Genomic DNA, 23743 nt, shown 5'->3' with positions numbered 1-23743 from the left:
GTCCGGGATCGCCTGCGTAAACCCGAAACCGGGGAAAGCATGGCAGGCAATCGGAGTAACTGTATGAACATACAGTAACCGAATAACCTGTCTTTGGCCAATGGATGAAACGAGGATCGCGACAGGTGGGGTGCATCGCCAGCAGCGTCAGGGTTCGCGCAGGAACGCCACCACTTCATCGGCACCGAACGGCCAGCCCAACTCAGCGCCGGTATCGACCCGTCGCAACACCGGAATACGCAGACTGTAAGCTTCGAACCAGGTTTCATCGTCAGCGATATCCACCAGCTCCACCAACAGACCACGCTCGACAAACTCCATCAGCATGGCTTCGGCGACTTCACAAAGATGGCAACCAACGGTGCCGAACAGCTGACATTCAGGAGGCATGACGACAAGACCCATCGAAGTAAGCGCTCATTCTAGGCCCGCTATCAAAAGCAGTCGAGCCGATGCCCCATCTGTCTGAGCAATGGCTGATATCAAGAGATTTCGGCAAACTCCTGACGCACATCATTCGCCTCAACTGCCATTTACGCGATGCTTGCGTCTTTTTTGCCTCTACGCTTGAGTAGCCAGAACCCTCACCGGAGCTTTTTGTGTTCGCCAATCTGCTGATCATCTTCACCTCCTCCCTGGTGGTGATTGCACTGTTCCAGCGCCTGCGCTTGCCGCCGGTGCTGGGCTACCTGTGCGTAGGGCTGATGATCGGCCCGACAGCGTTCAACTGGGTGAATGAAAGCGAAGAGCTGCCCGACCTTGCCGAGTTGGGCGTGGTGTTCTTGCTGTTCTCCCTCGGGCTTGAATTTTCCCTGTCGAAAATGCTCGCACTGCGCCAGGTGGTATTTGGCCTGGGCAGCCTGCAAGTCCTGGGTTCCGGGATTGTACTGGGGGGGTTGCTGATGCTGTTCGGCATGCCGACCACGCCTGCACTGTTACTCGGCACCGGTTTGGCGCTGTCATCCACTGCCATTGTCAGCAAGGAGTTGAGCAGCCTCGGCGAGCTCTTCAGCCGCCACGGCCAGAATGCCATCGCCGTGCTGTTGTTCCAGGACGTGGTCGCAGTGCTGCTACTGACCCTGGTGCCGGTGTTCGCCGGTAACAGCGACCAGGTCTGGTATTGGGCTCTGCCATTGACGCTGGGCAAGACGATCGTGCTGTTCGTCGGTCTGCTGCTGGTCAGTCGCTGGTTTTTGCCACGGCTGTTTCATGAAGTCGCCGCGTCCCGGTCCGCAGAGTTGTTCGTGCTGTTGGCGCTGGTGATCGTTTTGCTGACGGCCTGGCTGACTCACCTGCTCGGCCTCTCCCCAGCCCTGGGCGCCTTTCTCGCCGGCATGCTACTGGGGGAAAGTCACTACCGACATCAGATCGAGGCGGACATCCGTCCGTTCCGCGACATTCTGCTCGGGGTGTTCTTCGTCAGCATCGGCATGCTGATCGACTTGCGGTTGTTTGCCAGCCACGGCCTGCTGATTCTCGGTCTGACGCTGGGGTTGCTACTGATCAAAGGCACCGTGGTCGCGCTGCTGGTCAAATGGCGCGGCAGCGATGTCGAAACCGCCTGGCGCAGCGGCCTGGCATTGGCTCAAGGGGGCGAATTCTGCTTTGCCCTGATGGCGCAGATGCAGCAGAGCAAACTGATGCCCGCCGACTTCGGTGGCCTGCTGCTGGCCGCCACGTTCTGCTCGATGCTGGTGACGCCTTTACTGCTGCGCGCCGCTCCCTACATCGCCACTCGCCTGCACCACAAGCCCAACGAAGAAGCCGAACTCGAAAAAATCAGCGCGCTCAACGCAGGCCTGCACAATCACGTAGTGATTTGTGGCTACGGCCGCGTAGGCCAGTCCATCGGACGCGTCCTGCGTAATATAGATCAACCTTACATCGCGCTGGATACCGACCCGATGCGGGTTCAGGAAGCAGCCGTCAATGAAAGCTGTGTTCATTACGGCGACTCACGTCGCGGCGAGCTGCTGGTCGCGATAGGGCTGGAACGCGCCCGACTGCTGGTGGTCGCCGTGGACAAGACGGACATAGCACTGTTGATACTCAAGGAGGCACGCCGGTTCAACCCGAGTGTGTCGATCCTGGTGCGCACGCGGGACGACAGTCAGTTGGCCGAGTTGAAGGCGGCTGGCGCCAGCGAAGTCGTACCCGAGTTGCTGGAGTCCAGCCTGATGCTCGCCTCCCACGCGCTGATCATGCTGGGCATACCCGGCCAGCAGGTGCGAGACCGGGTCGACCAGGTACGGCGTGACCGCTATCGCCTGCTGCATGGCTTTTACCCCGGTGCAGACGATGAGGAACAGTGATTCAATCCTGACTCACGGCACCAATCTTGTGCACCGACAAGTCCGCGCCGTAATACTCCTCTTCCTGGCTCAGGCGCAGACCAAACAATGCATTGATCGCGCCATACACCGCAAAACCGCCGGCCAGCGCCACGATCACCCCCAAAGAAGTGCCGATCAACTGGCTGATCAGGCTCACGCCCCCCAAACCACCCAAGGCGGTTTGACCAAAGATGCCGCAAGCGATCCCGCCCCAGACACCACACAGCCCATGCAAAGGCCAGACGCCCAGCACATCATCGATACGCCATTTGCCTTGAGCCGCGGTAAAGCACCAGACAAACAGTGCCCCGGCGATGGCACCGGTTACCAATGCGCCCACCGGGTGCATCAGATCCGATCCGGCGCAGATCGCCACCAACCCGGCCAATGGGCCGTTATGCAGGAAGCCCGGGTCATTGCGCCCGACGATCAACGCCGCCACAGTGCCGCCGACCATGGCCATCAGCGAATTCACCGCCACCAGCCCGCTGACCCCTTGCAAGGTCTGGGCGCTCATCACGTTGAAGCCGAACCAGCCGACGATCAAAATCCACGAACCCAACGCCAGAAAGGGAATGCTCGACGGTGCGAATGCCACGAGTCGCCCATCGCGATAACGACCTTGCCTTGGGCCGAGCAACAACACCGCCGCGAGTGCCAGCCAGCCGCCCATGGCATGAACCACCACGGAGCCTGCGAAGTCATGGAAGCTGGCGCCAAAGCGCTCCAGCAACCAGGCCTGCAGACCAAAGTTGCCATTCCAGATCATGCCTTCGAAGAAGGGATAAATGAACGCCACGATCAGCGCCGTCGCACACAACTGCGGCACGAACCGGGCGCGCTCGGCGATGCCTCCGGAAATGATTGCCGGGATTGCCGCAGCAAAGGTCAGCAGAAAGAAAAACTTCACCAGCCCATAGCCATGATCGGCGGTGATCACCGCCGCCGGCTGCATAAAAGTGACTCCGTAGGAAATCCAATAGCCTATAAAGAAGTAGGCTAGGGTCGAAATGGCGAAGTCGCTGAGGATCTTCGACAAGGCGTTGACCTGGTTTTTTTGTCGAACCGTACCCACCTCGAGAAAGGCGAAACCGGCGTGCATGGCCAGGACCATGACCGCACCGATAAGGATGAACAACGTGTTGGAGCTATGGACCAGACTGTCCACAGCACTTTGCAGATTTTCCATGGATTGGCAGACCTGAAGGCTGAAAAAAAAGCACCAAAGCAGTTCGCGCAGAAGGCTGACGCACCAAGTTGCAGCCGATCCAGACTGAAGCGCTGATCCGGATGAACCGCTTTGGCGCACAAGAACGGAACCTTTGCGCGAGTTTTGATTATTTGAGTTAAGGTTTTCCTGAAATCATGCCCGGCAACAGCGCAACGGCGCAGGCTGACGCACCACGACATAGCAAAAGTTGTACCAGTCATTTGTACTGAACCTTCACGCAAGGCTCATACTCGAACGCTTCAGTAGCCACTCACGGAGATCACCAATGGCACGCACCACAGCAAAGACTGCTCAAGAAGTTTTGATGGAAGATTTTCAGACACTGGTCACCGACACTGAAAGGTTGCTGGAACACACCAAATCCCTGGCTGGCGATCAAGCCGATGAGTTGCGCCAGCAGATCCATGACAGTCTGCTGCGCGCGCGGGAAACCCTGAAGTTGACCGAAGACTCTGTGCGCGAGCGCGGCAAAGCCGCTGTCACCGCCACGGAAGATTACGTCCAGGCCAACCCATGGCAATCGGTCGGAATCGCGGCTGGCGTGGGCTTCCTGATCGGCCTGCTGGCCACTCGGCGCTAATATGGCGATCGGCGAATCCGGCCCGTCCGCGACGGGCACCGGCTCATCCCCGCGGCGCCTCGGTGCCGCGTTTCTTGGACTGCTGCACAGTCATGTCGAACTGTTTGGCATTGAATTGCAGGAACAAAAAGCACGCACGGTAAGCCTGTTGTTGTTTGCAGGCCTGACGCTGGTCTTTGCCTTGTTATTGCTGGTGGGCTTGTCGACGCTGGTGTTGATCCTGTTTTGGGACACCTATCGCCTGGCAGCAATCATCGGGCTCTGTGTGTTCTATACCCTCGCCGCGTTGTTCTGTGCGATGCGCTTGAGAGCAGCGATTTTCGATGAATCCTCGCCCTTCCACGGCACCCTGGAAGAGTTGGCCAATGATCGGGAGCGTCTGTTGCCATGAGCCTGTCTGAACTTCCCCGCAACAGCTCGCGCACGGAAATGCGCAAGGCGCTGATTCGCCTGCGCATGGAAATGCATCGCCAGGAAATTCGCCACGAATCCCAACAGCTGCTGCATCCCCTGCAACGGGTGCGTGGCATGACACAAAACCTGCAAGACGGTCTCGGCATCAAACACGCCCCGCTCTGGGGCATCGCGGCCGTGATCGGGTTGGGCTTTCTGACCGGCAAAGGTGCCAAGGGTGGCGGTATCGGCAGCCTGACTCGGCTGGCTCGCCTGGGCGTCACGCTGGGGCCACTGATCAAACTGATCATGCAGAACTCGCGCAAACACTAATCAGTACTGTTTGGCTGCATTCTTGCAATACCACCGGGATTAACCTCTTTATCGAGAGGTTGATCCTGTGTGCCTGCCTGATGTCCAGGTTTACCCAGAACAACCCCTCACTAAGGAGGCCTCGTGATCGACGGGCAACCGCTCGCCTGCTTTCAGCCGTTCATCGATACCGCGACGGGCCGCATCGCTGGCGTCGAAGCGCTGGGTCGACTGCGTCAGGCCGACGGTCAACTGACCTCGGTAGGACCGCTGTTCGCCGACCCGCGAACCCCCGCCATCGCCCTGCGTCGTCTCGATCGCCAGATTCGCGATGATGCGCTGAGCCGTCTGCATGAAGCCCCCCCGGACTGGTTTCTCAGCCTGAACATATCGCCCCGCTGGATCAGTCGCTTGCGCCGGGACCAGGCACTGCCAAGCCTCAAGCAGCTGAGCAGGCATGGCGTCGACGCGCAGCGAATCGTATTCGAAATCACCGAACTGGGCGGCGACAGCCAGCGTCTGGCCGAAGTCGTTGCCCGCTACCGACAAGCCGGGGCGCGGATCGCCATCGATGATTTCGGTGCCGGTTACTCTCAGCTCGATCGCGTGCTGGCCCTGCAACCGGACATTCTCAAGCTCGACATGCGATTGTTCCAGGCCGCCGCGTTGGGAGGCCCCAGCAGCGACGTGGTGAAGGCACTGGCGCAAATGGCGGAGAAAACCGGTTGCTGGATTATCGCCGAGGGCGTGGAAACAGAAGCTCAACTGAATTTCGCCCTGGAGTGTGGTTCACGCTACGTACAGGGCTTTCTGTTCGCCCGTGCGCAAGCTGATTTCTTCGCCACTGATGCCTTTGTCGAGCGTTTCGCGCAACTGCGCCAGCGCTATGTTCAGCAAAAACTGGCTGAACGCGCTCGCCTGATGATCATGCGCCAGCAACTCAGCGAACTGATGACCATCCTGCAAGCCTGGGCTCAAGCCAGCGCGCCCCTCAGTACCTTGCCGCAACTGGAAGCGTTTCCCTGGTTATTGCGTTTTTATCAATGCGACCGCCACGGCACGCAGCTGACCCCCAACCTGGAATGGCGCAACAACGGCTGGGAAGCCGATAACCGCTACCTGGGCCATAACTGGTCATGGCGCCCCTACTTTTATCACTTGCTGGCCGAGGGTTGGGATGAGCGCCGGCTGACGCTTTCCAACACCTACCGCGATGCCACCAGCAATCAGTACTGCCTCACCGCCGGGCAGTTTTTCGATAACGGCGAACGACTGCTGCTCATCGATATCGATGCCGCAGGGCTTTAGGGTCTGTTGACGTATGGTGGCGGTCGTCACCATACGTCAACAGACCCTGGTTCCTCTTGCAGGTATCGGCGCGAACCGGGAAGCTAGGGGATCAGTCACCTGACGGAGAAACCAGCCTTGGATTGGCAAACCCTGCTTACCCGCGAACGCCTCGGAAAGCCTGTGCACAGCCCGGAAGAACTAGGCCGCAGCCCTTTTCATAAAGACCACGACCGCATCATTTTTTCGGGCGCGTTTCGCCGTCTCGGGCGCAAGACCCAGGTCCATCCGGTCTCCAGCAACGATCACATCCACACGCGCTTGACCCACTCGCTGGAAGTCAGCTGCGTCGGCCGTTCGCTGGGCATGCGCGTTGGTGAAACCATCCGCAGCGCCCTGCCCGACTGGTGCGAACCGAGCGATCTGGGAATGGTGGTGCAATCGGCTTGCCTGGCCCATGACATTGGTAATCCGCCTTTCGGTCATTCCGGCGAAGACGCGATCCGCCACTGGTTCCAGCAGGCCGCAGGCCGTGGCTGGCTGGATGCGATGAGCGAAGCCGAACGCAATGACTTCCTCAATTTTGAAGGCAATGCCCAAGGTTTCCGGGTACTTACCCAGCTTGAATACCACCAGTTCGAAGGAGGGACCCGCCTGACCTACGCCACGCTGGGCACCTACCTGAAATACCCGTGGACTGCTCGGCACGCCGACTCACTGGGCTACAAGAAGCACAAGTTCGGCTGCTATCAGAGCGAACTGCCGCTGCTGGAACAGATCGCTCATAAACTCGGTCTGCCCCAACTGGACGAACAACGCTGGGCGCGCCATCCGCTGGTGTACCTGATGGAGGCCGCCGACGACATCTGCTACGCGCTGATCGATCTGGAAGATGGCCTGGAGATGGAGTTGTTGGAGTACGCCGAAGTCGAGTCCCTGCTGCTGGACCTGGTAGGCGACGACCTCCCGGAGACCTATCGCCAGCTCGGCCCGCAAGATTCGCGTCGGCGCAAACTGGCGATCCTGCGGGGCAAAGCCATCGAACACCTGACCAACGCAGCAGCCCGAGCGTTCGTCGAGCAACAGGACGCGCTGCTGGCCGGCACGCTGGCTGGCGACCTGGTGGAACACATGCACGGCCCAGCCAAACGCTGCGTCTTGAATGCCAAGGACATGGCGCGCAAAAAAATCTTCCAGGACAAGCGCAAGACACTCCACGAAATCGGCGCCTACACCACCCTGGAAATCCTGCTCAATGCCTTTTGCGGCGCGGCACTGGAGCAGCACAACGGCCGTACGCCATCCTTCAAGAACCGGCGCATACTCGACCTGTTGGGTAATAATGCGCCCGATCCTCATGGCCCTTTACACACCTCCTTCTTGCGCATGATTGATTTCATCGCCGGCATGACCGACAGCTATGCCAGTGAAATGGCACTGGAAATGACCGGTCGTTCAAGCCACGGATAGAAGCGTATCGGTCAGCCGTGCCAGAGCACTCTGAACGGCTGATCGAATGTCTCGACATTCAACTGTATTTCAACGTCGACAGAATCGCCCTACACCTTGTGCAGAGCGGACTGATCGATTGTTCGACCATCTCGCGAAATAATCACACTCCCCTGCTCGACAGATGACGCATGAAAACTCCTATGTTCAAACATGATTGGCGCATCTTGCTGGTGGAAGATCATCCCTTTCAGCTACGGGCGACTCAGTACCTGCTCGAGAGTTATGGCTTCACCCAACTGACCGCCACTGACAGCGCCGAAGGCGCCTTGCAGCAAATGCTCAAGGCTGCGCAACCGTTCGATATCCTTCTGTGCGACCAATGCCTGCCCGACCTTGCAGGCCTTGATTTGATCGAATACGCCAGTCACCGGGGGATGATCAGGCAGGCGATACTTCTGAGCAGCCTGACAACTGTCGAACTGGACAAACTTAAAGTAATGGCCTACGAACATGGACTGCCCTTGCTCGGTTACTTGATAAAGCCATTGAAACAATCAGACTTCAGAAACTTATTGACCTTGGCCTCAGCATAAAAACGCAAAAACCCAAACACACTAAAAACATGACCAAATCATAGCTTCACACCTCTAACTCAATGCTTTCAATCTCTCGACTAGCCCTACCGAACTTTTGCTCTTCCTCATGCAAAACCTAGTTGATACGTAGCCCTATTCTTCTTCGGTTGTAGGACTTTTCCTATATTGCTGCTACAGGCCCCTCAGTTCATGCGGCCCCTCAACTATCTGAGCTAAGGTGCGCGCTTTATTTGTGCACGTATGGGATTTGATTATGAACTCCGTTTTTATTGTCGACGATCACCCTGTTATCCGCCTTGCCGTTCGAATGCTGCTGGAACATGAAGGTTACAAAGTCGTCGGCGAAACTGACAATGGGGTCGATGCAATGCAGATGGTTCGCGAATGCATGCCTGACCTGATCATCCTCGACATCAGCATTCCCAAACTGGATGGGCTGGAAGTTCTTTCCCGTTTCAACGCCATGAGCACACCTTTAAAAACACTGGTATTAACTGCACAGTGTCCGACACTTTTCGGTATTCGCTGCATGCAGTCCGGCGCATCGGGCTATGTATGCAAACAAGAAGATCTTAGTGAACTGATGAGTGCGATCAAAGCGGTCTTATCAGGTTACAACTACTTCCCCAGTCAAGCCTTGAACCCTGTTCGTCGTGACGACGCGCGCTGGGCCGACCTGGAGTTATTTAAATCCGTTAACGATCGAGAGCTGATGGTATTACAGCTTTTCGCTCAAGGCCGTACCAACAAAGAAATTGCCAAGGGCATGTTTCTCAGCAACAAGACGGTTAGCACTTATAAAAAGCGACTCATGCAGAAACTCAAGGCCAAGTCCCTGGTTGAACTCATCGATATGGCAAAACGTAACGCGTTAGTGTGAGAAACAGGATGCCCAGCCGTCTCAAGGATTATCTAATACTCATGGCCGCTGGTTTATGCCTGAGCACCTCAGTACTCGCGGCTCAGACGGCCAGCGAGCACTACACCCTGCTCAGTCGCTCGACGACCGGGCACATGGAAGTCCAGCTGGATACCTCACAACGACAATGGGTCAAAGACAAACGTGAATTGATCCTCGGTACATCGGCCCCGGATTATCCTCCTTTCGACTTGACCCTCAGCGGCCATGACTATGAAGGTTTCACCGCCGATTACGCAGGTATCCTCGGCAAGGCCATAGGGTTGCCGGTCAAGGTTCAGCGCTTCGCATCCCGGGGGGCCGCGATCGAGGCGCTGGAAAAAGGCCAGGTCGATATGCTCGGCACTGCCAATGGGTTCGAGGCCGACAATGCCGACATTGCCCTGTCCGCGCCTTATGCAGTGGATCAACCCGTACTGGTGACACGAGAAGGAGAAACCAGATCGCTGACCGATGGACTTGCCGGCATGCGGCTCAGCATGGTGTATCACTATTTGCCTCTGGATGAGGTCAGGGCGCTGTATCCGAAGGCAATCATCACCTCCTATCCGTCCTACCAGAATGCAATCAATGCGGTTGCCTTCGACCAGGCCGACGTTTTTCTCGGCGATACCATCTCAACCCACTACATGATCAACCAGGGGTATCTGAACAACATCCGCATGGCCAACTTCGGTAAACACGAAGCCCATGGTTTCAGTTTTGCCGTGCAGAAGGACAACCCGGATCTGCTCGGGATCATCAACGCGGTACTCAAGTCCATCCCCACCAGCGAGCGAGAAAACATCGCCAAACGCTGGAGTGCCGGCAGCGACATTCTTCTCACCGATCACAAACTGCAACTCAGCCACCGTGAAGAACGCTGGCTGGCACAACATCCGGTCGTGCGCGTCGTGGTCAATGAAGCGTTTGCGCCGCTGACGTTTTTTGACAGCGACGGCAACTTTCGAGGTGTCACGGCTGATCTGCTCGAGCTGATCAGATTGCGCACCGGTTTGCGTTTCGAAATCCAGCGCAGCCGAAGCGATGACGCGATGATCGAACAGATCGCCAACCATCAGGCCGATCTGATCGCCGCCCTGCTTCCCAGCGTCCAACGTGAAACGACGCTGAACTTCAGCCGCCCCTATCTGGAAAACTCCTTTGTGCTGCTGACGCGCAAAGCGGCCGACAGCCCGACAAACCTCACGCAATTGCAAGACAAACGCCTGGCCATCGCCCAAGGCAATCCACTGGTGGATTACCTGCGCAGCGAGTTTCCGCGGATCAATTTGGTTGAAACCCCGGACACGTTCAGTGCCGTGGAGTTGCTTGCCGAGGGCCAGGCAGAAGGTGCGGTGAATTCACTGGTGATCGCCAACTACTTCATCTCATCGAGGATCTTCGAACAGACACTTCAGATCAGCACCACCATCGGTACCAGACAGGCAGCGTTTTCGCTGGCGACCGGGCGCGACGCCAAAGAACTGAATGCCATCCTCGACAAGGCACTGCTGAGCATTGCACCGGAAGAGCTGGGCATCATCAATAACCGCTGGCGCGGCTATTCAGCGGCCTCGCAAAGTACCTGGCGCAACTATCACCGTGTGTTCTATCAGATCGTTATCACTGCCGGCGTGTTACTGCTGATATCCATTGCCTGGAACGCCTATATGAGGCGCCAGATAAAACAGCGGCAGGCGGCCGAGCGCGCCTTGAACGATCAACTGGAATTCATGCGATCACTGGTCAATGGCACGCCTCATCCCATTTATGTGCGTGATCGCCAGGGATTGCTGCAAAGCTGCAACGACAGCTACCTGGAAGCCTTCCGTGCAAAACGCGAAGACATCATCGGTAAAGGCGTCATACCGGGCGCCCTTGGCAATGCCTTCGAAGCACGGGAATATCAGGCGGATTACCAGCGCGTCATGGCCGAGGGGACGCCGCTGATTCTCGACCGTCCGTTGCACATCGACGACCGCAAGCTGACGATCTATCACTGGATTCTTCCCTATCGCGACTCGAGCGGCGACGTGCAAGGCATCATTGGCGGCTGGATCGACATCAGCGAACGGCGGCAACTGTTCGATGAACTGCGGGCCGCGAAAGAGCAAGCCGATGCTGCCAACCGAGCTAAAAGCACCTTTCTGGCAACCATGAGCCATGAAATCCGCACGCCCATGAATGCAATCATCGGCATGCTCGAACTGACGCTCAAACGTATCGATCACAGTCATCCGGATCGGCCAGCCATCGACGTCGCGTACCACTCGGCGAAAGACCTGCTGGAATTGATCGGGGACATTCTCGATATTGCGCGCATCGAATCCGGACGTCTGAGCCTGAGCCCGGAGCGCGTCAATCTGGCTGAAACCGTAGCCTCGGTGGTGCGAATTTTCGACGGGTTGGCCCGGCAGAAAAATCTCGGACTGCATCTGGAGTTCAGCCCTGCCAAACCTGCGACCGATGTCGTCCTGGACCCGATGCGCTTCAAGCAGGTGCTGTCCAATCTGATCAGCAATGCCATCAAGTTCACGCAACAAGGCCAAGTCAGGATCAGCGTCGAGTTGCAGACGACCGACGAGCCCGACCGGGTCCAGTTGCAGTTGCGGGTTGAAGACAGTGGCGCAGGGATCAGCGAACAGGATCAACAGCGATTGTTCGAGCCTTTCGTCCAGGCCGATAACTCCGGCCAGTCAGCCAGAGGCGGTGCGGGGCTGGGCCTGGTGATCAGTCGCAATCTGTGTGAAATGATGGGCGGCAGCCTGCAATTGAACAGTCAGCCGGGAGTCGGCACGCAGGTCCGGGTTTCGCTGAACCTGGCCACCCTGCCGACAGAACGGATGCCGGAACCTGCCGAGCGGCAAATCCACCCAAGCACCGCCCCCTTGAACGTGCTGGTGGTCGATGATCACCCGGCCAACCGCTTGCTCATGTGCCAGCAGCTGGAGTTTCTGGGGCATCGGTTCAACGTCGCAGCGGATGGCGAGGCGGGGTTCGAGGCGTGGAAGAATCAGCCATTCGATCTGGTGATTGCCGATTGCAACATGCCAATCATGAATGGATATGAGCTGGTCCGTGCCATTCGCCAACATGAACAGCACCTGCAGCGCCCTCCCTGTACCGTTCTGGGTTTCACCGCCAACGCGCAGCCGGAGGAAAGACAACGCTGCAAACTGGCCGGGATGGACGATTGCCTGTTCAAGCCCCTCAGCCTGACGGCCTTGAGCCAATGGGTCGAAGGCATCACGCCGACGGTCCGCGAGACGGCCTTCAGTCTGGAGGGGCTGCACCTGTTGACCGGTGGCAACCCGACACTGAACCAGCGATTGTTGACCGAACTGCTTAACAGCAACCGCCTGGACCGCACAGCGCTGCTGGCGTTATCCGAGTCAAAGGACCGGCAGTCACTCCTCGACATTGCCCACAAAATCAAGGGAGCGGCCCGAATCGTCCAGGCATCCCGACTGATCGCCAGCTGCGAGGCGCTCGAACAGGCCTGCAATAACAGGCTCCACCACGATGAAGTGGCCGACTGCAGCAAGTCCTTGGAGCGCGCCATGCTCGAACTGGAGCAGGCATTGCAACAACAGATGGCACGCCATGACAAAAGCACAATGAAGGAGCATTAACTATGCTTGGGGGCTGAGCAGTGTGTTAATCATCATGGAGAAAGCTGCAATGCCCAGCCCACTGCGCCCGGATCAACGCCGGTTCCCTCTGCACATCCATATCAGCGTGATGTTCACCTTTCTGTTGTTGCTGACCGGGGTGGTACTGGGCATTTTCAACTATCGGCAAACCACCCAGATCATCCTTTCCAGCAGCGAAAAACTCTTCAACCGCATTGAGCAGGATGTCCGTCTGGACCTGCATCGCACCTATCAGCCGATCCGTCATCTGCTGAACCTGCTGGCGGACAATCCAGCGACCCAGGCGCCCGACCTTGAGCAACGCCTGGCGTTGCTCAAGCCCTTCAGCCAATCGCTCAAGGACAACCCCGATCTGGCCTCGCTGTACCTGGGCTATGGCAATGGCGACTTCTTCATGGTTCGGCCTTTGCGCACCGGCGCCCTGAAAACGCTGGTCAAGGCACCGCAGACGGCGGCGTTTCAGGTATGGAGCATCGAGCATCCAGGCAGCGGTCAGATCCGCTCCCAATCATTGTTTTTCGATCAGAACCTGGCCCTCATCAGCCGTCAGGACAACCCCGACGAAACCTACGATCCCCGTACCCGCACCTGGTTCTCCAGCGCCCGCAGCGACCGTGATCAGATCACCACCGAACCCTACCTTTTTTTCTCCACCCACAACGTCGGCACCACACTGGCCCGGCGCAGTGGCGAGCATGCGGTGATGGGGGCCGACCTCACGCTGGCTGAACTGTCGGCGACCCTGGCCAAACATGTGGTGACCCCCAATACCGAAATTGTGCTGTTCGATGCCGAGGGTAATGCCATCGCCTACCCCGACAGCAGCAAACTGATCGTCGACGACCAGACTGCCCGACTGGTCAAAGCCGCCGACCTGAGCCCCAGCCTCGCGGCCCTGCTCACCAGTCCCCCCGAGGTCAATCGCCTGAACACCGCGGGCCGCCAATGGATCGTGGCACGTAGCAGCATTCAGGAGGGGGGCCCGCAGGGACTGCAACTGGCGCTACTGGTGCCGGAGGATGAATTGCTCGTCGATGCCTACCGTATGCGCTGGCAAGGCGCATTGATTACCCTGGCGACGCTGCTGTTGTGCCTGCCGATGGGTTGGTTGACCTCGAGAGTCCTGGTCAAACCCTTGCGCGCCCTGGTGCAGGAAGCCGATGCGATTCGCAGTTTCGATTTCAATTTTCCGGCCTCCCGTCGCTCGCCGGTGCTTGAAGTCGACCAACTGAGCGTGTCGATGGCGCGCATGAAAGACACCCTGGCGAGTTTTTTCCAGATTACCGACAGCCTGAGCGCCGAGACCCGCTTCGCCCCGCTGCTGCAACGGGTGTTGTTTGAAACTGTGAAAATCGGCCAGGCCCAGGCCGGTCTGCTCTACCTGCGGGAAAGTGATGACGATCGCGTGGAGCCTCATGCGCTGGTCATTAACGGCAGCTCACAGGCATTGTCATCATTCGATATTCAAGGACACACGCCGCAGGATCCGCTGAGCCCTCAATGGATGCAGGATCTGTCGAATACCAACAATGTTGTCAGCCACCTCGGCTTCGAACAGGCAGGGGACCTGCAGAAGGTTTTGCTCGCACTGGAGTGCCCTCGGGTTCATCTGATCGGTATCCGGCTGCACAATCGTCATAACGAAACCGTCGGGTTGCTGGTCCTGCTGCTGGCCGACAGCGGCACGCAAGAGGACCTGGAAAAACTTCGCCCGGACCGCATCGCGTTTCTCCAGGCGGTTTCCGGTGCCGCCGCCGTGAGTATCGAAAGTCAGCGCTTGCAAGCCAAACAGAAACAGTTGCTGGACTCTTTTATTCAACTGCTGGCTGGCGCGATCGATGCCAAAAGCCCCTATACCGGCGGGCACTGCCAGCGGGTGCCAGCACTGACGCTGATGCTGGCGCGGGCTGCCGCGGCCAGTCAGGACCCGGCTTTCAGCAGCTATCGGCCCACCGAAGATGAGTGGGAAGCCCTGCACATCGCTGCCTGGCTGCATGATTGCGGCAAGATCACCACGCCTGAATACGTGGTCGACAAAGCCACAAAGCTTGAGACCCTGAACGACCGCATCCACGAAATCCGCACCCGTTTCGAAGTGCTCAAGCGTGATGCCTGGATCAACTATTGGCAGGCCATCGCGCTGGGAGGTGACGAGCAGCCTCTGGCGCAATTGCGCGATACGAGCCTGGCGGCGCTGGATGATGATTTCGCGTTCATCGCCCGCTGCAACCTCGGCAGCGAGGCCATGGCCGAGGCCGATCTGCAACGACTGAATACTATCGCCAAACGCACCTGGACCCGAACCCTGGATGATCGACTGGGAGTTTCATGGGAAGAGAACCGTCGCCAGGCCCGGACCCCGACGCCGACCCTGCCGGTCAGCGAGCCACTGCTGGCGGATAAACCCGAACACCTGATCGAACGCGCCGACAGTGAACTGATTCCGGCCGACAATCCCTGGGGATTCAAGCTTGACGTGCCACGCTACAAGTACAACCGGGGCGAGCTCTACAACCTGAGCATCACCCGAGGCACCCTGACCCGCGAGGAGCGTTACATCATCAATCACCACATGGTGCAGACGATTCTGATGCTCAGTCACCTGCCCTTCCCCGACCACCTCAATAACGTCGCGGAGATCGCCGGCGGCCACCACGAAAAAATGGACGGTACCGGTTATCCCAAACGGTTGAAGCGCGAAGACATGAGCCTGCCGGCGCGGATGATGGCGATTGCCGATATTTTCGAAGCGCTGACCGCCGCCGATCGCCCCTACAAGAAAGCCAAATCCTTGAGCGAAGCGCTGGGCATCATGGCCACCATGTGCCGTGACGCCCACATTGACGCTGAATTGTTCGGGTTGTTCATCAACGATGAGGTCTATTTGCAGTACGCCAACCGTTTTCTCGACCCCCGACAGATTGATGCGGTCGACCCGTCAAGCCTGCTGATCAAGGCCGGCTTGATGGCCTGATCAGCAGTCGGTCAGACGCAGGAAAATCGCCGCCAGTTGCTCGATACCGGTCTGATCGTCAGCGGTAAAACGCGCGAGTTTCGGGCTATCGAGGTCCAGCACACCGATCAGTCGACCGTCCTTGACCAGCGGCACCACCAGCTCACTGTTCGAGGCACTGTCGCACGCGATGTGCCCAGGGAATGCATGTACGTCTTCGACCCGCTGGGTCTGCAAGGTGGCCGCCGCCGCCCCGCACACACCGCGACCGAATGGAATCCGCACACAGGCGATCTGCCCCTGAAACGGGCCAAGCACCAGTTCTTCATTGCGATTAAGGTAGAAACCGGCCCAGTTCAGGTCATCGAGCTGGTTGAACAGAAACGCCGAAAATTGTGCGGCATTGGCGATAAAATCACGCTCGTCTGCCAGCAGTGATTCCAGCTGCGCCCACAGCATGCCGTAGCCCTCCAGACCCTGGCCGCTCTTTTGTAAATCGATCATGCCTTGTGCTCCAACAGCTTCAGCCCGACCCAATAGCGGGCAAATTGATACGCGCAACGTCCGTTGCGATTGCCCCGGCCTGTGGCCCACCGCACTGCGAGGATGTCCAACTCTTCGTCGCGCTGCCACTCAAGGCCGGCCTTGTCGGCCAATTGGCCGATCCAATGCTCGACGACGTTAAGGAAATGCTCCTGAGTAAACGGATAGAACGACAGCCACAGACCAAAACGGTCCGACAGCGCGATCTTGTCTTCCACCGCCTCACTGGGATGGAGTTCGCCATCGACCCTTTTCCAGTTCTCGTTATCGCTTTCCTTTTCCGGCACCAGATGGCGGCGGTTGGAGGTGGCGTACAGCAGTACGTTGTCTGGCGCCTGTTCGAGCGAACCGTCGAGCACGCTCTTGAGCACGCGGTAATCGCCCTCGCCCGATTCGAACGACAGGTCATCGCAAAACAGCACAAAGCGCTGAGGCAATTTGGCGATCTGCTCGACCACGCGCGGCAAGTCCGCCAGGTGATCACGTTCGATCTCGATCAGCCGCAGGCCGCTCTTGGCGTGTTCCGACAACAAGGCGCGCACCAGCGACGATTTACCGGTGCCACGCGAGCCCCAGAGCAAAGCGTGATTGGCCGGCATGCCGTCGAGAAACTGTCGGGTGTTGCGGCCCAGTTGCTCCAGTTGCCGGTCAACGCCGATCAAGTCGGACAAACGCGTGTCCAGGCTGACTTGCAGCGGCAACAGAAAACCGCTGCGCCCCTCGCGCTGCCAGCGCGCGGCCAGGCAGTGCGTCCAGTCGATGGTTTGCCGAGGCGCGGGCAGCAGCGGCTCGATACGGGCCAGAACGGCATCGGCGCGTTCAAGAAAAGCATTCAATCGGGAATCCACGTCTTCTCCTCGGGCACGTTCACGGTAATGATGGCGGTACAACGACGAAACACAGCATTTACACCCCTACAGGTGTTTTGCGAGAACATCGGTATCCATTGATGATCGACTATGCTTGAGCAGCGAAGGGAAACGGAAGTGGTTCAACATCCCATGGATATCAAGTTCAGCCACCGGCTGTCGTACAAACAAGCCAGGATTACGGTGCTGGCCGGTTTCATTCTGGGCACGCTGCTCAGCCTGCTGCAAATAGGCATCGATTATGCCAGCGAAGACGCCTCCATCAACCGCGAAATACTGTCCTTGCTGGAAATCAGCCATAACCCGGCATCCCGCATCGCCTACAACATCGATGCCGAACTTGCTCAGGAACTGGCCCTAGGTCTATTGCGCTCCCCGGCAATCATTGGCGCGCAATTGATCGACAACAACAATACCGTGCTGGCCGCCGTCAAACGTCCGGGCCTGGAAAACAATGACCGGATGATCAGCGACTTCCTGTTCGGCGCCAACCGGCAGTTTGAAGACCGCCTTTATCTCGACCACTTGCCGGACGAATCCCTCGGGACCTTGCGCCTGGAAGTCGATACCTACACCTTTGGCAGTCGTTTCCTGCGCCGGGCTGAAGTGACCCTGCTCAACGGCTTCGCGCGCAGCCTGATTCTCACAGGCATTCTGCTGGCGCTGTTTTACGTGATGCTGACCAAACCGCTGGTGCGGGTTATCCGCGAACTCAGTGGCCGTGATCCGCGCAGCGCGGAACCGACATTGCTGGAGTGTCCGACGGGGCATGAAAACGATGAAATCGGGGTCTTGGTCGAAGTCGCCAATCAGCAGTTCGAAAATATCGCCACCGAAATCCAGCAACGACGCAACGCCGAAAACCGCCTGACAGACTACCTCTCGCAACTGGAAAACATCGTCTCGGCCCGCACCGCGGAACTCAAGGCGATCAATACCCGCCTCAGCCAATCCAACGAGGAATTGGAAGTCGCCCGCAGCACTGCCCTGGACATGGCCGAAGCGCGCTCGGTGTTCCTGGCCAACATGAGTCATGAAATCCGCACGCCCCTCAACGGTCTGCTGGGGATGATCGCGCTCTCGCTGGACGGCCCGCTCAATGCCGAGCAGCAGCAACAGCTGTCCATCGCTCATGACTCGGGCAAAGTGCTGGTGGAACTGCTCAACGATATTCTCGACCTGTCGAAGTTCGATGCCGGCCAGCTCGAACTCGAACACATTCCATTCGACCTTGGTTCGCTGATCGAAGATACCGCCAACCTGCTGTCCCAGAACGCCGCGCCGAGTGTCGAGCTGGCATGCCTGATCGACCCGCAATTTCCCGCACTGGTGCTCGGTGATCCGACCCGGGTCCGGCAGATCGTCAGTAACCTGTTGTCCAACGCCCTCAAGTTCACCCGTTTCGGGCGGGTCGATGTGCGTCTTTCAACGTTCGAAGACGGTGTACGAATCGAAGTCTGCGACACTGGCATCGGCATCGCCCAGGACGCGCAGGTCAAGATCTTCCAGCCGTTCACCCAGGCCGGTGCCGGCATTACCCGGCAATTCGGCGGGACCGGGCTGGGCCTGGCGCTGACTTATAGCCTCTGCGAAGCCATGCAGGGGCGTCTGACGATCAGCTCGGAAGCGGGCTTCGGCAGTCAGTTCTGCGCCGACCTGCCCCTGCCCTGCCATACCCGGGCCATTTCCCCGGCGGCACTGCGGGGCAGTATCGTCGCGATTACCGCCGCCAGTAGCGGTCTGGCGGAACTGTTGAGCAGCCTGCTGCCCGGCTGGGGGCTCGATTATCAGCAGCGTTCCATCGATGACCGGCTAATCGGCCTGGAGCCGGATGTACTGATCACCGATTGTCCCGAATGCCTGTTTGGCCTGCGCCCTACCTTCACCGCGCCGATTCTGTTGGTGACCGCTTACGGCAGTTTCCTGCCCGGCGAGCAAGCCAACGCCCTGGCGCCTTTGCAGCAGCAGGCGCGGCCTTTGGCGCGCAACGCGCTTTATCAGGCATTGCGACGGATCTTGCAGCCGGAACTCACCACGATCAACGGTGCCCGGATCGAAGCCATCTCACCCCAGCGACGCGGACGCATCCTGCTGGTGGAGGACAATCCGGTCAATCAGTTGGTGGCCAAGGGTATGCTCGGAAAACTCGGTTGCGAGGTGAGCGTCGCAGCCCACGGCGGCGAAGCGCTGGATCAACTTGAACTGAGCGAATTCGATCTGGTGCTGATGGACTGCAACATGCCAGTGATGGATGGCTATGAAGCCAGTCGGCAGATTCGTCGCAGTGGGCGCTGGCCACAGTTGCCCATCGTCGCCCTGACCGCCAACGCCATGTCCGAAGAGCGTGAACGCTGCCGTGCGGCGGGCATGAGTGACTACCTGGCCAAGCCTTTTCGCAGGGAGGAACTGGCCGCCCTGCTCGACTTGTGGATACCCACTACGACAGCGCTTTGATTTGCCCCAGCAGGTGATCGAGGCCATCGCGCAGATCATTCAGACGATCAAGATCGACGCCGCTATCGCACAACAGCCGGGCCTTGAGCGGCCCGACCTGATCGCGCAAAGCCTTGCCGGCGGGCGACAGGCTCAAGTGCACCTCACGCTCATCTCGCGCCGAACGCTGACGCTGCACCAGTTGCAGTTGCTCAAGGCGCTTGAGCAGCGGCGTCAAGGTTCCAGAGTCCAGCGCCAGGCGCTCACCCAAGGCCTTGACCGTCGGCTGCTCTGGCGCCGTCTCCTGCCATTCCCACAACACCAGCATCGCCAGGTATTGCGGGTAAGTCAGGCCCAACTGATCGAGCATCGGCTTATAGGCACGGATTACCGCCCGAGAAGCGGCGTACAGCTTGAAGCAGAGCTGACTGTCGAGCTTCAGCGAATCAACTGACAACGTGTTCATTTGAGCAGGGCTTCGATCTCGCGGCTCAGGTCCTGCGGCTTGGTCGCCGGAGCGAAACGCTTGACCAACTGGCCGTCCTTGCCGATCAGGAATTTGGTGAAGTTCCACTTGATGCCTTGGGAACCCAGCACGCCCGGTGCGCGCTTTTTCAGCTGAACGAACAGTGGATGGGCGTCGGCACCGTTCACTTCAATCTTCTTGAACAGCGGGAAGCTCACCCCGTAATTCAACTCGCAGAACTCGGAAATCGCCCCCTCGTTGCCCGGCTCTTGTTTGCCGAACTGATTGCAGGGAAAACCGAGCACGACCAGGCCTTGATCCTTATAGGTCTGCCACAACTCTTCAAGGCCTTGGTACTGCGGGGTGAACCCGCACTTGCTGGCGGTGTTGACCACCAGCACCGCTTTGCCGGCGAAATCGGCCAGGGTCTTTTGCTCGCCCTTGATGGTAGTGCAAGGGATGCTCAGCAGGTTGTCGCTCATGGCACGAACTCCGAGTGGAAGAACAAAGACCAAACATAGCGAGCAATTGAATTGTGTGCAATTTAAATTGTGAGACGCTGATCCTCTGTAGGAGCGAAGCTTGCTCGCGAAAGCGTCTTAACATTCAACACTGATGAAGACTGACCCGACGCCTTCGCGAGCAAGCTTCGCTCCTACGGGGCTCGCCTTACTCGCGGGGAACGAGGTCCAGGCACACCGAGTTGATGCAATAACGCAGGCCTGTGGGCGGCGGACCGTCTGGGAACACATGCCCGAGGTGCGCATCGCACTTGGCGCAGACCACTTCGGTGCGGATCATGCCGTGGCTCACATCACGGATCTCGACCATGGCGCTGTCGCCGATCGGCGCGTAGAAGCTCGGCCAGCCGCAACCGGAATCGAATTTGGTCTTGGAGTCGAACAGAGGCGCGTTGCAGCAGATGCAGTGGTAGACACCGTCGGTTTTGGTGCCGTTGTATTTGCCGGAGAATGGCCGCTCAGTGCCCTTGAGGCGGCAAACGTTGTACTGCTCCGGATCGAGCATTTCACGCCATTCTTCCAGGGTTTTTTCCAACTTTTCCATCGTTACACCTCAGCAGCTGAAAAAGCCCGATCTGTACCTTTTCCACGGATCGGTCGGCACGTATGATTGCGCCTCGTCAAACGCCAGTCTGGCAGCCAGACCACGCGCATTCAAACGGATTTATGAGTGCCGCCACTCAAGGCGTCAGGCCTGTGTGAATACGCAGGATTCCCAGTACGGTCGTTCATACGCCGCCTGGATCGTTCATTTTCGGGAACACATCGCCATGCAGGTCAGCAAATCGAACAAGCTCGCCAACGTCTGCTACGACATTCGCGGCCCAGTGCTCAAGCACGCCAAACGCCTGGAAGAGGAAGGCCATCGCATCCTCAAGCTGAACATCGGCAACCCGGCGCCCTTTGGTTTCGAAGCGCCGGATGAAATCCTTCAGGACGTGATCCGCAACCTGCCGACCGCCCAGGGCTATAGCGACTCCAAAGGCCTGTTCAGCGCCCGCAAGGCCGTGATGCAGTACTACCAGCAAAAGCAGGTGGAAGGCGTCGGCATCGAAGACATCTACCTGGGCAACGGCGTTTCCGAACTGATCGTGATGTCAATGCAGGCCCTGCTCAACAACGGCGACGAAGTGCTGGTGCCGGCTCCCGACTATCCGCTGTGGACTGCCGCAGTAAGCCTGGCGGGCGGCAACCCGGTGCATTACCTGTGCGACGAGCAGGCCAACTGGTGGCCGGACCTGGCCGACATCAAGACCAAGATCACCCCGAACACCAAAGCGCTGGTGATCATCAACCCGAATAACCCGACCGGCGCGGTGTATTCGAAGGAAGTTCTGCTAGGCATGCTGGAACTGGCGCGCCAGCATAATCTGGTGGTGTTCTCCGACGAGATTTACGACAAGATCCTGTACGACGACGCCGTGCACATCTGCACTGCTTCACTGGCGCCGGACTTGCTGTGCCTGACCTTCAACGGCCTGTCCAAGTCCTATCGCGTGGCCGGTTTCCGTTCCGGCTGGATCGCCATTTCCGGTCCGAAACATCATGCCCAAAGCTACATCGAAGGCATCGACATGCTGGCTAACATGCGCCTGTGTGCCAACGTGCCGAGCCAGCACGCCATCCAGACCGCGCTGGGCGGCTATCAGAGCATCAACGATCTGGTGCTGCCGCAAGGGCGTCTGCTGGAACAACGCAATCGTACCTGGGAGCTGCTGAACGACATTCCGGGCGTGAGCTGCGTCAAGCCGATGGGCGCGCTGTATGCGTTCCCGCGGATCGACCCGAAAGTCTGCCCGATCCACAACGACGAAAAATTCGTGCTTGACCTGTTGCTCTCGGAGAAGCTGTTGGTGGTACAAGGCACGGCCTTCAACTGGCCATGGCCGGACCACTTCCGTGTGGTCACCCTGCCACGACTCGACGACCTGGATCAGGCGATTGGCCGGATCGGTAACTTCCTCAAATCCTATCGCCAGTAAGTGGCCTGTCACCGTGCGACGCTGGTTAATGTCGCACGGTGATTAATTCAGCAACATATCTTTGCACCCTGCCCTGCGTCGTTGTTTCAAGCGCTGACTGACGACACGTTTCATGCCCGAGCCTAACAACGACGGGGGTCTGCGACGCTAATTGGCTGACAACCGTTTCCCATGCCGACGTCGGAAATGCCCTTCAAGCCGCTAGACTGTTGCTGTAGGACACAGTTTGAAATAGTCACTCGGTTGAATAGCCCGGTGCAGCACCTTATATACCCCGCAGTACGCTACATATTTAGCACGAGGAGATTTCTACAACCATGATGCGCATCTTGCTGTTTTTGGCCACTAACCTGGCGGTCGTGCTGATTGCCAGCATCACCCTGAGCCTTTTTGGCTTCAACGGGTTCATGGCGGCCAATGGGGTTGATCTCAACCTCAATCAGCTGCTGATTTTCTGTGCGGTCTTTGGTTTCGCCGGTTCCCTGTTCTCGCTGTTCATCTCCAAGTGGATGGCGAAAATGAGTACCAGCACCCAGATCATCAGCCAGCCGCGCACCCGGCACGAGCAATGGCTGCTGCAAACTGTCGAGCAATTGTCCCGCGAAGCCGGGATCAAGATGCCCGAAGTCGGGATTTTCCCGGCCTATGAAGCCAACGCCTTCGCCACCGGCTGGAACAAGAACGACGCACTGGTCGCGGTCAGCCAGGGCTTGCTCGAGCGTTTCTCGCCGGATGAAGTGAAAGCCGTTCTGGCCCACGAAATCGGCCACGTGGCCAATGGCGACATGGTTACCCTGGCGTTGATCCAGGGCGTGGTGAACACCTTCGTGATGTTCTTCGCCCGGATCATCGGTAACTTTGTCGACAAGGTGATCTTCAAGAACGAAGAAGGCCAAGGCATTGCCTACTACGTGGCGACCATCTTCGCCGAACTGGTCCTGGGTATTCTGGCTAGCGCCATTGTCATGTGGTTCTCGCGCAAACGTGAGTTCCGTGCGGACGAAGCCGGCGCACGCCTGGCCGGTACCAGCGCAATGATCGGTGCCCTGCAGCGTCTGCGTGCAGAACAAGGGCTGCCAGTGCACATGCCGGACACCCTGAATGCCTTCGGCATCAACGGTGGTCTCAAACAAGGGTTCGCCCGTATGTTCATGAGCCATCCGCCGCTGGAAGAACGCATCGACGCATTGCGTCGTCGGGGCTGACAGGCTCCGCAATCGAGTAGGAGGCGGCTTCAC

Annotated in this window: 20 protein-coding genes; 13 read left to right on the top strand and 7 right to left on the bottom strand. The window is 58.4% G+C overall.

Features of this window, described 5'->3' with window-relative positions; translation table 11 throughout:
- Positions 1 to 147: 147 nt before the first annotated feature.
- Positions 148 to 390 (bottom strand): glutaredoxin family protein, encoded by a 243-nt coding sequence (locus tag PMI18_RS27325; protein ID WP_032835369.1) that lies wholly within the window; start codon positions 388 to 390, stop codon positions 148 to 150.
- 209 nt (positions 391 to 599) lie between these two features.
- Here PMI18_RS27325 and PMI18_RS27330 point away from each other — a divergent pair, with 209 nt between their 5' ends.
- A complete protein-coding gene (locus tag PMI18_RS27330) occupies positions 600 to 2312 on the top strand; it encodes a cation:proton antiporter (protein WP_007895052.1) in 1713 nt (570 codons plus the stop codon).
- Between the two features lies 1 nt (position 2313).
- On the opposite strand, the gene PMI18_RS27335 is transcribed toward PMI18_RS27330, so the two are convergent.
- On the bottom strand, positions 2314 to 3522 hold the full coding sequence (locus tag PMI18_RS27335; RefSeq protein ID WP_007895051.1) for an ammonium transporter: 1209 nt from the start codon (positions 3520 to 3522) through the stop codon (positions 2314 to 2316).
- A 307-nt stretch (positions 3523 to 3829) separates the two neighbouring features.
- On the opposite strand from PMI18_RS27335, the gene PMI18_RS27340 reads away from it, so the two are divergent.
- From PMI18_RS27340 to PMI18_RS27380, 9 genes are all read left to right on the top strand, one after another.
- Complete coding sequence (locus PMI18_RS27340; RefSeq protein WP_007895050.1) at positions 3830 to 4144, top strand: DUF883 family protein; 315 nt, start codon at positions 3830 to 3832, stop codon at positions 4142 to 4144.
- 1 nt (position 4145) lies between these two features.
- A complete protein-coding gene (locus PMI18_RS27345) occupies positions 4146 to 4535 on the top strand; it encodes a phage holin family protein (protein WP_007895049.1) in 390 nt (129 codons plus the stop codon).
- Positions 4532 to 4870: a hypothetical protein gene (locus PMI18_RS27350; protein ID WP_007895048.1), complete on the top strand. Its 339-nt coding sequence runs from the start codon at positions 4532 to 4534 to the stop codon at positions 4868 to 4870. Before PMI18_RS27345 ends, PMI18_RS27350 begins: the two co-directional genes overlap by 4 nt.
- A gap of 123 nt (positions 4871 to 4993) precedes the next feature.
- Positions 4994 to 6157 carry an EAL domain-containing protein gene (locus PMI18_RS27355; RefSeq protein WP_007895047.1) on the top strand — a complete coding sequence of 388 codons (1164 nt, stop codon included), beginning with the start codon at positions 4994 to 4996 and terminating at the stop codon, positions 6155 to 6157.
- A 117-nt stretch (positions 6158 to 6274) separates the two neighbouring features.
- On the top strand, positions 6275 to 7606 hold the full coding sequence (locus PMI18_RS27360) for a deoxyguanosinetriphosphate triphosphohydrolase (protein WP_007895046.1): 1332 nt from the start codon (positions 6275 to 6277) through the stop codon (positions 7604 to 7606).
- 170 nt (positions 7607 to 7776) lie between these two features.
- On the top strand, positions 7777 to 8181 hold the full coding sequence (locus tag PMI18_RS27365) for a response regulator (RefSeq protein WP_033035668.1): 405 nt from the start codon (positions 7777 to 7779) through the stop codon (positions 8179 to 8181).
- Between the two features lie 256 nt (positions 8182 to 8437).
- Positions 8438 to 9064, top strand: coding sequence for a response regulator (locus PMI18_RS27370; RefSeq protein WP_007895044.1), 627 nt, complete (start codon positions 8438 to 8440; stop codon positions 9062 to 9064).
- Between the two features lie 8 nt (positions 9065 to 9072).
- On the top strand, positions 9073 to 12717 hold the full coding sequence (locus PMI18_RS27375; protein ID WP_007895043.1) for a transporter substrate-binding domain-containing protein: 3645 nt from the start codon (positions 9073 to 9075) through the stop codon (positions 12715 to 12717).
- Positions 12718 to 12766: 49 nt separating this feature from the next.
- Complete coding sequence (locus PMI18_RS27380; RefSeq protein ID WP_007895042.1) at positions 12767 to 15712, top strand: HD domain-containing phosphohydrolase; 2946 nt, start codon at positions 12767 to 12769, stop codon at positions 15710 to 15712.
- Here the strand turns inward: PMI18_RS27380 and PMI18_RS27385 are convergent, their stop codons facing one another.
- Both PMI18_RS27385 and PMI18_RS27390 read right to left on the bottom strand, forming a co-directional pair.
- Positions 15713 to 16195: a GAF domain-containing protein gene (locus tag PMI18_RS27385; protein WP_007895041.1), complete on the bottom strand. Its 483-nt coding sequence runs from the start codon at positions 16193 to 16195 to the stop codon at positions 15713 to 15715.
- Positions 16192 to 17082, bottom strand: a complete 891-nt coding sequence (locus PMI18_RS27390; protein ID WP_007895040.1) for an ATP-binding protein — start codon at positions 17080 to 17082, stop codon at positions 16192 to 16194. Before PMI18_RS27390 ends, PMI18_RS27385 begins: the two co-directional genes overlap by 4 nt.
- 153 nt (positions 17083 to 17235) lie before the next feature.
- On the opposite strand from PMI18_RS27390, the gene PMI18_RS27395 reads away from it, so the two are divergent.
- The gene (locus PMI18_RS27395; protein WP_007895039.1) at positions 17236 to 19557 is read left to right on the top strand and encodes a hybrid sensor histidine kinase/response regulator; all 2322 of its coding nucleotides are present in this window, start codon (positions 17236 to 17238) and stop codon (positions 19555 to 19557) included.
- Here the strand turns inward: PMI18_RS27395 and PMI18_RS27400 are convergent.
- From PMI18_RS27400 to msrB, 3 genes are all read right to left on the bottom strand, one after another.
- On the bottom strand, positions 19541 to 20002 hold the full coding sequence (locus PMI18_RS27400; RefSeq protein WP_007895038.1) for a MarR family winged helix-turn-helix transcriptional regulator: 462 nt from the start codon (positions 20000 to 20002) through the stop codon (positions 19541 to 19543). The two genes, PMI18_RS27395 and PMI18_RS27400, sit on opposite strands and share 17 nt — an antisense overlap.
- Positions 19999 to 20484 (bottom strand): glutathione peroxidase, encoded by a 486-nt coding sequence (locus PMI18_RS27405; RefSeq protein WP_007895037.1) that lies wholly within the window; start codon positions 20482 to 20484, stop codon positions 19999 to 20001. Before PMI18_RS27405 ends, PMI18_RS27400 begins: the two co-directional genes overlap by 4 nt.
- A gap of 187 nt (positions 20485 to 20671) precedes the next feature.
- Complete coding sequence (gene msrB, locus PMI18_RS27410; protein WP_007895036.1) at positions 20672 to 21067, bottom strand: peptide-methionine (R)-S-oxide reductase MsrB; 396 nt, start codon at positions 21065 to 21067, stop codon at positions 20672 to 20674.
- Positions 21068 to 21293: 226 nt separating this feature from the next.
- Between msrB and PMI18_RS27415 the strand changes: the two genes are divergently transcribed.
- Together PMI18_RS27415 and htpX are read left to right on the top strand one after the other, a co-directional pair.
- Complete coding sequence (locus PMI18_RS27415; protein ID WP_007895035.1) at positions 21294 to 22505, top strand: pyridoxal phosphate-dependent aminotransferase; 1212 nt, start codon at positions 21294 to 21296, stop codon at positions 22503 to 22505.
- A 317-nt stretch (positions 22506 to 22822) separates the two neighbouring features.
- Entirely contained in the window at positions 22823 to 23710 is an 888-nt protein-coding gene (htpX, locus tag PMI18_RS27420; protein WP_007895034.1) for a protease HtpX, read from the top strand.
- The last annotated feature ends 33 nt before the right edge of the window (positions 23711 to 23743 follow it).

Origin of the sequence: Pseudomonas sp. GM102 (genome assembly GCF_000282555.1) — a bacterium.
Classification (GTDB): Bacteria; Pseudomonadota; Gammaproteobacteria; order Pseudomonadales; family Pseudomonadaceae; genus Aquipseudomonas.
This window is presented reverse-complemented; position numbering and strand designations above follow the sequence as displayed.

Excerpts from the sequence above, each read along its gene's own strand:
- PMI18_RS27325 (WP_032835369.1), bottom strand. The coding sequence starts at position 390 with ATGCCTCCTGAATGTCAGCTGTTCGGCACCGTTGGTTGCCATCTTTGT.
- PMI18_RS27335 (WP_007895051.1), bottom strand. The coding sequence starts at position 3,522 with ATGGAAAATCTGCAAAGTGCTGTGGACAGTCTGGTCCATAGCTCCAAC.
- PMI18_RS27340 (WP_007895050.1), top strand. The coding sequence starts at position 3,830 with ATGGCACGCACCACAGCAAAGACTGCTCAAGAAGTTTTGATGGAAGAT.
- PMI18_RS27345 (WP_007895049.1), top strand. The coding sequence starts at position 4,146 with ATGGCGATCGGCGAATCCGGCCCGTCCGCGACGGGCACCGGCTCATCC.
- PMI18_RS27350 (WP_007895048.1), top strand. The coding sequence starts at position 4,532 with ATGAGCCTGTCTGAACTTCCCCGCAACAGCTCGCGCACGGAAATGCGC.
- PMI18_RS27365 (WP_033035668.1), top strand. The coding sequence starts at position 7,777 with ATGAAAACTCCTATGTTCAAACATGATTGGCGCATCTTGCTGGTGGAA.
- PMI18_RS27370 (WP_007895044.1), top strand. The coding sequence starts at position 8,438 with ATGAACTCCGTTTTTATTGTCGACGATCACCCTGTTATCCGCCTTGCC.
- PMI18_RS27375 (WP_007895043.1), top strand. The coding sequence starts at position 9,073 with ATGCCCAGCCGTCTCAAGGATTATCTAATACTCATGGCCGCTGGTTTA.
- PMI18_RS27380 (WP_007895042.1), top strand. The coding sequence starts at position 12,767 with ATGCCCAGCCCACTGCGCCCGGATCAACGCCGGTTCCCTCTGCACATC.
- PMI18_RS27385 (WP_007895041.1), bottom strand. The coding sequence starts at position 16,195 with ATGATCGATTTACAAAAGAGCGGCCAGGGTCTGGAGGGCTACGGCATG.
- PMI18_RS27395 (WP_007895039.1), top strand. The coding sequence starts at position 17,236 with ATGGATATCAAGTTCAGCCACCGGCTGTCGTACAAACAAGCCAGGATT.
- PMI18_RS27400 (WP_007895038.1), bottom strand. The coding sequence starts at position 20,002 with ATGAACACGTTGTCAGTTGATTCGCTGAAGCTCGACAGTCAGCTCTGC.
- PMI18_RS27405 (WP_007895037.1), bottom strand. The coding sequence starts at position 20,484 with ATGAGCGACAACCTGCTGAGCATCCCTTGCACTACCATCAAGGGCGAG.
- msrB (WP_007895036.1), bottom strand. The coding sequence starts at position 21,067 with ATGGAAAAGTTGGAAAAAACCCTGGAAGAATGGCGTGAAATGCTCGAT.
- PMI18_RS27415 (WP_007895035.1), top strand. The coding sequence starts at position 21,294 with ATGCAGGTCAGCAAATCGAACAAGCTCGCCAACGTCTGCTACGACATT.
- htpX (WP_007895034.1), top strand. The coding sequence starts at position 22,823 with ATGATGCGCATCTTGCTGTTTTTGGCCACTAACCTGGCGGTCGTGCTG.